Genomic DNA, 11992 nt, shown 5'->3' on the forward strand with positions numbered 1-11992 from the left:
GGGCGGCTTGGATGCCGCCCACTTCGCTGCACGTGCAAGCTTTTGCCGACCAAGTTGCGTTGCTCAATGCAAACAAAAAGGCCGTGTCGCGAGACACGGCCTTTTTGCTGTTCGCCTGGAAAACGCGTGTTGCTTACTTGCCTTCCTTCAACGCAATCGCATTGATGCCGGCGGAGGCGAGGCGCTGTTTGGCCGATTCCAGTTCGGTGGCGGAGTGGAAGGGGCCGAGGCGTACGCGGTTGTAGGTTTGGCCGTTGACGTTGACGGGGGAGACGTTGGCAACGAAGCCTTGCATGGCCAGCTTGGCCTTGAGGGTTTCGGCGTCGGAAGGGCTGGGGAAGGCGCCGACTTGCAGCAGGTAGCCGTTGCCGCCGGTTGCCGCGGGCGTGGCGGTAGTCGGTGCCGGGGCACGCACGGCCGATTCCGGTGCGGGGGTGATGGCTTCGCTCACGGCGGCGGGGCCCGGTGCCGGTTTTTGCGCGGCGGCCTGGGCCTGCTGTTGCGCGGCGGCCTGCGCTGCCTGCTGGGCGGCCTGCTGTTTCTGCTGCTGCTCGGCCTTGGCCTGTGCGCTGATCACGGCATCGGGAATGCGCACTTCCTTCTCCGACAGCACGGAGTAGAAGTCGTACTGCGGCTTCTTCGGCGCGGCGGCGCTGTTGTCGGTGGCGGAGGTGGATTCGTTGCCGGCGGCGCCGGCATCGCTGCCGCGCTGGGCGGTGGCTTGCGCGTTCGGCTGCGGGCCGTCGTTGGCGGTGGGCGCCATGGGCAGGTGGCCGCGCATGGCGAACATCAGCACGGCACCGATCAGGATGCCGATAACGGCCCAGCCCCAACCGGGCATGCCGCCGCTGTTGTTGCGGACGGCCTGTCGGCCTTTGCCCTTGCGTGCTGCCATTTACATCTTCTCCGGGGCACTGAGTCCCAGCAAATCCAAACCGTTGCGGATGACCTGGCGCGTGGCGAGCACCAGCGTGATGCGCGCGTTGCGCAGCTCGGCGTCGTCCACGATCCACTTGTATTCGTGATAGTAACTGTGAAGCGCGCCGGCGAGTTCGCGCAGGTATTGCGCGATCAGGTGCGGTTCCAGATTGGCGGCGGCGGCTTCCACCACTTCCGGGTAGCGCGACAGCTCGGTGAACAGGGCCTGTTCGTGCTCGGTGTCCAGGCGCGAGAGCTGGCCGATGCCAGCCTGCGTGTCGACCGGCGGCAGGCCGCGCTCGGCCAGTTCTTCCAGCACGCGGCACACGCGGGCGTGGGCGTACTGGATGTAGTAGACCGGGTTGTCGTTGCTCTGCGAGCGCGCCAGGTCGATGTCGAACACCAGCTGCGAATCGGCCTTGCGGGCGATCAGGAAGTAGCGGGTCGCGTCGCGGCCGGCTTCCTCGATCAGGTCGCGCAGGGTGAGGTAGCTGCCGGCGCGCTTGGAGAGTTTCACCTCTTCGCCACCGCGCATCACCGTCACCATCTGGTAGAGCACGTAGTTGGGGTAGCCCTTGGGGATGCCTTCGTCCAGCGCCTGCAGGCCGGCCTTCACGCGGGCCAGCGAGCCGTGGTGGTCGGAGCCGAGCACGGTCACGGCGTTCACGTAGCCGCGCTGCCACTTGGTCATGTGGTAGGCCACGTCGGGCACGAAATAGGTGTAGGTGCCGTCGGACTTGCGCATCACGCGGTCCTTGTCGTCACCGTAGTCGGTGCTGCGCAGCCACAGCGCGCCGCCTTCCTCGTAGGTATGGCCGTGGGCGACCAGCTTGCCGACGGTTTCTTCCACCTTGCCCTGGGTGTAGAGCGAGGATTCCAGGTAGTACACGTCGAAGCCGACGCCGAACGCGGCCAGGTCCAGGTTCTGCTCGCGGCGCAGGTAGGCCACGGCGAAATGGCGGATGGCTTCCAGGTCGTCGACGTTCTTCGCGCCGGTGACCACGTGGCCTTCCACCTCCACGCTGTCGCCGTTCAAGTAGGCCTGCGCCACGTCGGCGATGTAGTCGCCGCGGTAGCCGTCTTCCGGCCAGCCGGCGTCGTTCGGCGTCAGGCCGCGCGCGCGGGCCTGGGTGGACACGGCCAGGTTGTGGATCTGCACGCCGGCATCGTTGTAGTAGAACTCGCGCTTCACGTTCCAGCCGGCGGCATCGAGCACGCGGGCAATGCAGTCGCCCAGCACGGCGTTGCGGCCGTGACCCACATGCAGCGGGCCGGTCGGGTTGGCGGACACGAATTCCACGCCCGCCGTCACGCCCTTGCCGGCGTTGCTGCGGCCGTAGGCGTTGCCGTCGGCGAGCACGCGGCCCACTTCGGCGTGATAGGCGCCGGGCGCCAGGAAGAAGTTGATGAAGCCGGGGCCGGCGATCTCGACCTTGCCCACCAGCGCATTGGCGGGCAGGGCGCCGACCAGCTTCTCGGCCAGTTCGCGCGGCTTGGCGCGCGCAGGCTTGGCCAGCAGCATCGCGGCGTTGGCGGCGAAGTCGCCATGATCGCGGCTGCGCGTACGCTCGATCACGAAGTTCGGCACGTCGAGGTCGGCGGGCAGGGTGGCGTCATTCTGCAGGGTACGGATGGCCTGCAGCAGCAGTTCGCGCAGCTGTTCTTTCACGACGAGGCTCTGGGGTCGGACGGCGATGGAACCGGTAATCCTATCAGACGAAGGCCTGTCCAGCCGGCCTGTCGTGCACGGCAACGGCGTGCTGCGATGCGGTGGGGAAATCTGTGGATAACTCTGTGGGGAATACCGGGCCACCGGAGGGCCGTTACGCGGTTTTCCCGGCGGAAATCAGGGTGTCATGAAAAAAGTCGTTTGCAGTCAGTGCATTACGCTGCACATGTGAGTGTGACAAGAGCTTGTGAACGGAAAGTGCCGTCTCAGGCCAAATGTGCATAAGTCGACGGATCGCGGCCGGCTCGCCCGCCTCGGGCATTTGGCTCGATTCACGTCATGACCCTGTCATGCGGCACCGCCACACTGCGCCCCGTCCCCCAGGCACCTCCCCGCCGACGGGGACAGGAGAACGCCGTTACTCTCCTCTCTCCCCACAAGACGGCCCTACGGCGCGGACTCTCCCCCCGCGCCGTTGTTTTTTTGGGCTTACATCAAGCCTTGCGCGGCCATGGACACCGGCTCTCCGCTGCCGATCACCAGATGGTCGAGCACGCGCACACCGATCAGCTGCAGGGCGTCCTTGAGTTCGCGGGTGATGGCGCGGTCGGCCGCGCTGGGTTCGGCCACGCCGGAAGGGTGGTTGTGCATCAACCGCGTCGCATGTGGTAACCTGTTGAATTAATGATAGTTTCTAGTAATGCTCGAGGGGGCGGGGGTATGAGTTTGGGGTCGGTAGATCGTGAAGTTGCGTGACATTCACTTTCGTTCAGCCTCTGTCTCAATGAGTTTATGCGAAGCACGGCAGATCACGAGATTCTTTTTGTCCCAATCCTCGAGTCCAGGCACGGGGTAAAGCACCGACTTGCCGATTTTGATGTATGGCGGACCGACGCGCTGTGCTCGCCAATTGCGAAGGGTGCCGACAGAGATCTGACCGCGGTATCGCTCGGAGACCTCTTCGGTGGTCAGAAATTTCTCTTCGGCCATCTGCACCTCCGTCGTAAATCCAAGACTATGACCGGGGATTTGGTCACCGGTCGCGCATCGAGCGGAAGCCTGAGCATGTCTCCGTCACATTGTGGAGGTGCTCGTCCCGGCTCGTCACGATGGCGCACGAGCAAGATGAGAGTTGATGCGGCTTGTGGGAAGTCGTTGTTGATTGCGATGGGGCCGCAGGATAGGCGAGGCTAGAAATCGGATGGCCATCGTACGAGACATGCCACCCGGACCTCTTGGCCCATCCCGCCTTCACGCCAATCGGTCGGCGCCGATCCGTGATATTGCGCGTCTTGGGGGCGGCCTCGTCAGCCTACCCGGCCGCATTCGAGAAGAGATTGCCTACCGGCGCAACTTATTTAGACTTATTCGGATCATTATGAGGATAACCAGAGCGAAGGTGGCCAACGTCGCAAATATCGTGGCCTTTCCCGTAATTACCTCGTACCCACATACAATCGAGACGATGACGGACAATGTAGCCAAGGCAATGTAACTTGGAATCGGGCGCTTTATGGCGGCAATAACGACGACGATCATGGTGAAAAGATTTGCAACAAGCGTTATTTGCGTAGCACTCACTGTCGAATCCCTATCGCGATCGCTTTCATCTTGTTGCGCTGGCTTGCTGAGAATGCGCAGGCGCTGAGGGATGAGGCGCTCTTACCTGCTCGCCCGTATCAGACCACTTTAGGCGTGCTCATTCTCTTGAAACTCCGATGAGATTCCCGCGGCGCCAGATTATGCGGCATGACATCGTTATGCCGGCACTCGGTACGTCCAGCTCAAACTTGTCCGGGATGTGGATCGAGGGCTCGACTTCGAGACGGGCGCCGGACTCCGAAACATTTCGCACCATGCAATTGATGACCGAGGATTGCTGATTGAAAATTATTCGGCCTGCGAGGAGTGTGCGCCGGCGCGGAGAGTTGCGGCGATCGTTTGCAGGGACATCCCGCCGACCGCTGGAATTGTTTATCGGATTGCTCATGTATCGAGCAGCCTCAAACGTTCAGAGAGTCTATGAACTGTCGAGTGCCACCGTTCATAGGGTTGCATTGATTTCAATTCCTTCCCGCAATTTAGCTAGCCCTCCCGAGGGCACCGAGTCGTATACCGAGGTATATTGTGCGGCTGTATGCGAACCGCCTGCGCGAGAAGAGCGGTCGAGGTTCCCGTGCGTGCCAATACCAGGCCTGGAAACCATGATGACCTCGCACAAGATGGCAGCTTTCCGCCTTGCGGCGCCTCATCGAAATGCAAGCTTGAATCCCCAGGCGCGAATGCGATGCGAGGCGCGGAGTGTTGCCTTGGTAAAGCGTGCGTCGACCAAGCGGCGACGGTACAGCCACAGCGTTGCATGACAGAGACGGTCCGCACTCGCCAGCACGACGCCTGCCAGCCAAAGCTGTAATCGGACGGGGCGACGGCCTGCTCGGGCGCGCCGGCCCGTGTTGCCGGAACGTCTTGGTGGCTCGCGGTCGTAGAAATCTGATCCAAGGGAGGACCGCGCCAGTCGCTGGGCGGAATCGAAACCGTCGCGCGCGCACCGTTGTGGAACTGTATTCGGGGTGTTGACCTGAGCTGTACAGAGCGTGCGTAACTGTGGCTCAAAGAACGAAAATAGCGCTTGCCTAGTGCCGGTCGCTAAGTTGCGCGCAATACGGATATAGCTGGTCATAACATGCTCCCAAAGTGCGGGATGCGTCGCCAAATTCAAGGTGCGACTCTGTGTTGTTTTCGGTGTCTGGTCGGTTTTCGTCTAAGTTGGGTCATCGAGACTGAACAGATCGGTGGTTTCGTGGTAGGCAAAGACCTCCGCGTATCGCGCCCATTGCGTCACTGCCTTAAGTGTTCGGCTGGCGTAGCTTTCGGACATGAAGTCTTCGAGCTCGTCGTGAAAACGCCGGGCTTGGGATTTGTGACTTGGGCGATCGTCGAGGACGCGCCGGATGTGTGCGGCCAGGGGCACATAACTGAGAAGCTGCTGCGCAAAGATCTTCTTGCGTTCATCGACATCGGCCAGTGCATAGCGTCTGCCCGCCGGAAGAAGTTTGATGTCCCCACCTACCAATTCGGCGAAGCGGAGCAACTGCAGAACCTCTGCTATCGGAAATAGATCGTCGGTCTCATAGAGGAGACCGCTCGCAAGTTCGGGCAGATCGGCTCGGCCGTTATTGGGTTCTGCATTTATGGCCTCGATCAGACCGGCCAACGCATTCGTCGAAACAACAGGAAGAGCCATCCCTATGCCGGATCCCGGAAAGAGGCCGTCTCGGGGCTGACTGTCGTCGTTCTTTTGCGTCATGCGGACGTAGATCTGTTCGACCAGCGCACGGAAGGTCGGGTCCTGTCGGTTGCGTGGCTGCGGAATCTCCACCTTGATTTCGCCGATGACGCGCCCGGGATTTGAGGAAAAGAGCAAGATGCGGTCACACATCAGCACCGCCTCTTCGATATTGTGGGTGACGATCAGGATCGATTTGATTGGCATGCGCCCTTCGGACCAAAGGTCGAGAAGATCCGTGCGCAGCGTTTCCGCGGTTAGCACGTCAAGGGCAGAGAATGGTTCGTCCATGAGCAGGATGTCCGGATCGACAACCAATGCTCGCGCCAAGCCGACGCGTTGGCGCATGCCGCCCGACAGCTCTTTCGGATAAGCGCTTTCGAAACCGTCCAAGCCGATGAGGTCGATCGCCGCCAACGCGCGCTTGCGTCGGTCAGTCGGGGGCACGTTCTTCGCCTCGAGGCCGACTTCAACGTTCTGTAAGACCGTGAGCCATGGAAAAAGCGCGAAGGTTTGAAATACCATCGAAACGGTGGCGCGCTGTCCGTCTTCGATTTTGGGAAACTCAATGACGCCCTGTGTCGGCGTCACGAGGCCGGCAATGGACCGGAGCAGCGTCGATTTGCCGGAGCCGGATCGGCCGAGCAGCCCGACGATTTCATTCTCTTTGAGGGTGAGATCAACGTCGTCGAGGACCAGCAAATCGGGTCCCCCGGACTTTCCGTAGACCTGGCGAACTTTCTGCACTTCGACTAAATTGCGGCTCTCAATGACAACCATGAACTGATCCTCCTCTTAATCGAACCGCAGCCGGCGCTCGGCGTACCGATAGAGTGGGCGCCAAAGCGTGCGATTGAGGGTGACGACGAAGGCCGACATCACGACGATGCCGACGGCGACCCGCGGCAGGTCGCCAGCAGCGGTCGCGTCGGCGATGAAGGAGCCGAGACCAGTGGCCTGCAGACGTTTGTCGCCCCAGGAAACGGATTCGGCGACGATGCTGGCGTTCCACGACCCGCCTGACGCTGTGAGCGCGCCGGTCACGAAGTAGGGAAAAATGCCGGGCAAGGCGACTTGGCGCCACCATTGCAGGCCGCGCATGTTAAACGTCCGCGCCGCTTCCCTCAGATCGTTAGGAAGTGCGCTAGCTCCAGCAATGACATTGAAGAGAATGTACCATTGCGTGCCCAGAATCATGAGCGGCGAAAGCCAGATGTTCGGATCAAGCCTCAGCCCGATGATGATCACGACCGCGAAGGGAAACAGCACATTGGCCGGGAAGGCGGCCAGGAATTGGGCGACGGGTTGCAGGCGCTCGGACCAGGCCGGGCGTAATCCGATCCAGACGCCGATCGGTACCCAAATGATGCTGGCGATCGCAATGAGGACGGCGACACGAACCAAGGTCGCGAAGCCCAGGCCAACAATTGATATGATGTCCGCCGCTGTCAGGGATGTCGAAATAAAGCGCAGCAGCCAGAGCGATGCGCCGGAGCAGACCACGGCGATGAAACCGATCCAGAGGCCGTCGGGGACACGAATGATGTGTTTGTTGGCGCGAAGCGTTTGACGTCCAGGTGGGGCCGACCAGCTCAGCGCACTCAGGGTTCGGCCAGCCACCAGCAGAAGCTCGATGATCGACGGCAGAAGGCGCGTGCGGCGTGCGAGGTCGTATACCCAGGAGCGTGGTCGTTCACGCGACGCGGTTTGCTCGAATCTGAACTTGTCAGCCCAAGCGACGATTGGTCGGAATATGAGCTGGTCGTAGAGGACGATGACGACGGCCATTGCGAAGACTGCCCAGGCGACAGCGCCGAAATCTTTCCGCTCAATTGCGAGCGCCAACCAGGAGCCGATACCGGGCAATGCGATCGTCGTGTTGCCAACCGCGATCGCTTCCGAGGCGACAACGAAGAACCATCCTCCCGACATCGACATCATGGCGTTCCAGACCAGACCTGGCATGGCGAACGGAAGCTCGAGGCGCACAAATCTGCGCCAGGACGAAAAGCCAAACTGCCGGCTCACCTCGTCGAGATCCTTCGGGACCGTGCGAAGCGACTGGTAGAAGCTGAACGCCATGTTCCAGGCTTGGCTTGTGAAGATCGCAAAAATCGCGGCGCACTCGACCCCAAGCTGGCGCCCAGGAAATAAGTTCATGAAGAACATGACGGTGAACGTCAGAAAGCCGAGCACCGGAACCGACTGTAGAATGTCGAGAGCAGGAACGATGATCAGTTCGGCTTTGCGGCTCTTTGCTGCGAGGGTCGCAACAGTCAGAGTGAATATCAGAGATGCCGCAAGTGCCCCGAACATGCGCAGGGTCGAGAGAAGCGCATATTCAGGAAGGTGCAGGAGCTGAAGGTCGACGGGCGCGGCATTGAGAGCCGTCAGCGGTTGGCGCATTTGGCCAACCCCAACAATGACGAGCAATGCGATGACTACCACAAGGGCGATGGCGGCGAGGTCTGCCCAACTTGGCCCGGCGAGACGAGGCGCCAAGCTCCTATCGAAATGGCGGTGTTTGCCGTCACTCCTGGAAAGAAAGACCATGGCGCCCTCGTGTCAGCCGTGCCGGCCGTCACGAGCGAGCTCTTGTCTAGGCTCGGTGAAACGTCCGTGGCGGCGTAAGCTGTCGACTACCGTCGTTCGGCATCGTTCGGTTTCCTAGAACTGCCTGGACGAGGATCGACGATTCCCGCCAAGCAGATTTGCTGTGTCTATAGAGTGCGATCGTTGTTTGCGCTACTTATACCCGGAGGCGTTCTTCGCTCGAAAAGTGTCTGAAGAATATACTCGGGTATATTCGGCGTGGCGCTTTGGCCGTCCGCCGCGCGGATTCGCCGGTGTTCAGCGCATCGTAGTCCAGCCGCTCAATGCAAGAGCAAGAAACGCGACGGCTTCGTGCCAGTAGTTCAGGCGCGCGAGCGTCCAGGCCTCACGACGCACGAGCGCCAGACCAATGCAAATCATGCCCGATAACGCCGTCAAAGCGACGAAGGCGTAACCGAAACCCCATCGCGACGGTATTTGCGCAAGGGCAAAGACGAGAAGTATTGCGAGCTTTAACGCAAAGCGCTTCACGACGTAGCGGATGCTCGGATTATCAGGTTCTCGTGGCCAAGCCTTGATCTTATGGTTGTTGATGGTCGTTGTTTCGATCCCGTTCAAAAGCCTGGGAGCGAGTCGGCCGCTCGGCCCGAATAGCGAGGTGATCGCCGCTCGGCCGGTCGAGGTGAGTTCAAGCGTATATTGGTGTTCAACAACGAGGCCTTCGCGAGTCAGCTCTTGCTGACCGAGTGTTCGGACGTGAGCGTCGCCAATATAATCGGTGATCTCGTCGTATCTCAGAGTATCGCCGGCGCTCTTGTGGAGCTGTGCGAACACCGCCAGGATCGCTTGGGCCCTATGTCCTAACGTGGCGGTGTGGGGCACGATCTCCGCCCTTTTCTTCTCGGAGGTACGACTCCGATAGAGCGTTGCGACAAATCAGCTCGTCGCACAACTATCCTCGGGTATATCGAGCAGCAGCGATCCGACCGTGGCTTCTTCTACTGGTGCTCCGCAGGTCCGCTTCTCATCCTTTCCAGTTTCTCTGACATGCGTCCGAGGTCGAGCATGGAATTCGCCTGCATCTTCGTCATGATTTGCCGGCGGCAGACCTTAACGGTGATTTCGCTAAGGTTGAGTGTTGCCGCAATCTGCTTCGTGAGTTGACCCTTTGTAATCAGATCCATCACCTCTCGCTCGCGATTGGACAGCGATTGGTATCGAGCTTCCAATTCGGCATTCATCTCGAGCGCGTTACGGCGCATACGACTTTTCGCCATGCCGCCGTTGATGGCGTCGAGGAGGTCCTGATCCCTGAACGGCTTTGTCAGGAATTCGATGGCGCCAGCCTTCATGGCGCGGACAGACATGGGAATGTCACCGTGCGCCGTGACAAACACGATCGGAATTTCAGCGTGAGACTTCGCTAGCTCGACTTGAAAATCCAGCCCGTTTTCGCCCGGCATGCGGACGTCTAAGACCATGCAGACGGGTGTCTCCGGAATCGACCAGCGCAAGAATTCGGCCGTAGAGGAGAACGCCACGACGTCGAACCCTTCGGATTCACATAGATTGCTAATGGCTTTCCGGACGGACGGATCGTCATCCACGATCGCCACGGTTGATTTCTGAGTGCGGGTGGCTGGAGCGCCGAGGTTCATTGGTTTGCCTCCTGAGTCCCAGGCAGCGTGAAGTGGAAGGTGGCTCCTGAAGGCTCGCCCTTTTCGGCCCAGATGCGGCCATGATGAGCTTCAATGATCGAGCGGCAGATCGAGAGACCGATGCCCATGCCTCCGGTCTTCGTCGAAAAGAATGCATCGAAGATCTGATTGACATCAGTCGTAGTCAGTCCGCCGCCGGTGTCCTCAATGCTGACCTCGACGCCACTCGGCCGTGTCTTGCGGGATCTAATGCGAATTTCTCGGAGGTCTGCTTGCGCAGCACCGATTGCGTCGATGGCGTTGACGATGAGGTTGAGAACGACTTGCTGTAATTGGATTCGGTCACCGAAGACGCTCGGCAGGCCGTTGTTAAGTTCAGCTCGGACCACGATGCGGTTTTCGTTCAACTGAGACTGGATGAGGACAAGCACCTCTTGTATCACCGCGTTGATGTCGACCCATGCGTTTTGGGGTTCAGCGCGTGTGGTCAGGGCTCTAATTCGAGCGATAATCTCACTCGCGCGCCGTGCGTCTTCGACGATGCTTTCGATCGAACTCGTGACCTTCTGCGGATTTGGCGGCTCACTGCGGATCCAGCGTGTGGCGGCATTCGCATTCGTGATGACCGCCGTCAGGGGTTGGTTCAGCTCGTGAGCGATTGAGGCGGAAAGCTCGCCAAGTGTTGTCAGCCGAGCCACGTGGGCGAGGTGCGCTTGCGCGCGTTCAGCCGTCTGGCGGGCGGTCTCGGTAGCCAGCGCGAGGTAAGCAGTTGCTGCGATCGCAGTCAGACTGATCGACGTGTTGATGACACCGAGACTGAAGGTGCTCCCGGCGGTTGGAACATAGCTCACGATGGTAAGTACGGCGCTGAGGATGCTGAGCGCGGCACAGCCTAGCGACACGAAGATGACGCCTTGTTTCCGGCAAAAGCGCAGGGACAGGAGGACGACCACGACCTGGAGGCTCGCGGCCGCGATCTCGTAGGGTGTGACCGTGTCGAAAATGAAGATGGCGATGGCGAGTGCTGCCGTGAAGATCGGTAGCATCGGCGAGAAGAGGGCCTGTGGTCGCGGGTCCAGGCGGGAGACAAAGTACGCCCATGGCCGAGCAAAGCGGCGCGCACGGTTCGGGTGTGCGGGCGCGTTCGGCTCGTCAACGCCCTGAGCTTTGGCGTGGGGCGGCATCATTACGTCACCTAAGATATGTTCGCAGGACACTGACCAACTCGTCCGCGGCGTTTCGCTCGCTCTGGCTGGGCGCGCGGTTGGGGTCGACCATGTGGGTGCGGATGTGGCCGTTGATAACTTCCGCCATGATTCCGTTGATCGCTCCGCGGGTTGCAGTGACCAGGCGCATGACGTCGTCACAGGCTTCGTCGGCGATGAGAGCCCGCTCTAATGCGTCGACCTGGCCGCGCAAGCGGCGGACACGGTTAAGGAGTCGCTGCTTCTCGGCAACGACGTGCGATCTGCCCATTTCGTATACCCGGGTATAGTTGCAATATACCCCCTCTGGTATATATCAAAACCGTGGCGCTGTGAAGACCGGCAACGATTTCACGCGCCAAGGTCCAGCCTATGGTGGGCTGGATTTTCCATTGGCACAGCAAGGGATCGATATGAACCCGCGACCTAGCAGTCTGGCCGACGAATGCGACAGTAGACGCTCGACGTCTGCTCTCGTTTCGCTGCGGCTCGGCTATGCTCAGGGCGACGACACGATTGTCGAGGGCCGCGCGATCCAATTCGCGCTGCTTTGATGCGTGCCGCCTCCTGAGCCCAGGCATCAGGAGGCAAAAAATGACCTTCCAGTTTTCCAGTGTGCGTCCGCAAGGCGTCACTTCCCCAGCGAGCTCGGTTCTCTCTTTCAAGCGCAGGCGCCCGCGGTTGACAGCCCGTTGGCGACTGA

General features: G+C 60.5%; 10 protein-coding genes and 1 pseudogene. 1 reads left to right on the forward strand and 10 read right to left on the reverse strand.

The genetic code is table 11. From position 1 onward, the window contains the following. Positions 1-133: 133 nt before the first annotated feature. The 10 genes and pseudogenes from BDW41_RS19790 to BDW41_RS19845 all read right to left on the reverse strand — a co-directional run bounded on the left by BDW41_RS19790 (position 134) and on the right by BDW41_RS19845 (position 11560). Positions 134-895 carry an SPOR domain-containing protein gene (locus tag BDW41_RS19790; RefSeq protein WP_074551717.1) on the reverse strand — a complete coding sequence of 254 codons (762 nt, stop codon included), beginning with the start codon at positions 893-895 and terminating at the stop codon, positions 134-136. Then, positions 896-2587, reverse strand: coding sequence for an arginine--tRNA ligase (argS, locus tag BDW41_RS19795; RefSeq protein ID WP_074551715.1), 1692 nt, complete (start codon positions 2585-2587; stop codon positions 896-898). Between the two features lie 489 nt (positions 2588-3076). Then, positions 3077-3235 (reverse strand): annotated as a pseudogene (locus tag BDW41_RS19800) (JAB domain-containing protein); the annotation flags it as partial. 111 nt (positions 3236-3346) lie between these two features. Continuing rightward, positions 3347-3577, reverse strand: a complete 231-nt coding sequence (locus tag BDW41_RS19805; RefSeq protein ID WP_004620414.1) for a helix-turn-helix domain-containing protein — start codon at positions 3575-3577, stop codon at positions 3347-3349. Positions 3578-5348: 1771 nt separating this feature from the next. Continuing rightward, positions 5349-6653, reverse strand: coding sequence for a nitrate/sulfonate/bicarbonate ABC transporter ATP-binding protein (locus BDW41_RS19820; protein ID WP_074551711.1), 1305 nt, complete (start codon positions 6651-6653; stop codon positions 5349-5351). Between the two features lie 15 nt (positions 6654-6668). Continuing rightward, positions 6669-8426 (reverse strand): ABC transporter permease subunit, encoded by a 1758-nt coding sequence (locus BDW41_RS19825; RefSeq protein WP_083337773.1) that lies wholly within the window; start codon positions 8424-8426, stop codon positions 6669-6671. Between the two features lie 297 nt (positions 8427-8723). Further along, the gene (locus BDW41_RS19830) at positions 8724-9260 is read right to left on the reverse strand and encodes a hypothetical protein (protein WP_146217392.1); all 537 of its coding nucleotides are present in this window, start codon (positions 9258-9260) and stop codon (positions 8724-8726) included. Between the two features lie 164 nt (positions 9261-9424). Further along, positions 9425-10084, reverse strand: a complete 660-nt coding sequence (locus BDW41_RS19835) for a response regulator (RefSeq protein ID WP_074551708.1) — start codon at positions 10082-10084, stop codon at positions 9425-9427. Next, positions 10081-11271 (reverse strand): ATP-binding protein, encoded by a 1191-nt coding sequence (locus BDW41_RS19840; RefSeq protein ID WP_199535385.1) that lies wholly within the window; start codon positions 11269-11271, stop codon positions 10081-10083. The genes BDW41_RS19835 and BDW41_RS19840 overlap by 4 nt, the downstream gene beginning before the upstream one ends. A gap of 4 nt (positions 11272-11275) precedes the next feature. Then, on the reverse strand, positions 11276-11560 hold the full coding sequence (locus BDW41_RS19845; protein ID WP_074551704.1) for a metal/formaldehyde-sensitive transcriptional repressor: 285 nt from the start codon (positions 11558-11560) through the stop codon (positions 11276-11278). A 61-nt stretch (positions 11561-11621) separates the two neighbouring features. On the opposite strand from BDW41_RS19845, the gene BDW41_RS23245 reads away from it, so the two are divergent. Beyond that, positions 11622-11843, forward strand: a complete 222-nt coding sequence (locus BDW41_RS23245) for a hypothetical protein (protein ID WP_146217393.1) — start codon at positions 11622-11624, stop codon at positions 11841-11843. The last annotated feature ends 149 nt before the right edge of the window (positions 11844-11992 follow it).

The organism is Dyella sp. AtDHG13, assembly GCF_003201105.1.
Taxonomy (GTDB): domain Bacteria; phylum Pseudomonadota; class Gammaproteobacteria; order Xanthomonadales; family Rhodanobacteraceae; genus Dyella; species Dyella jiangningensis_B.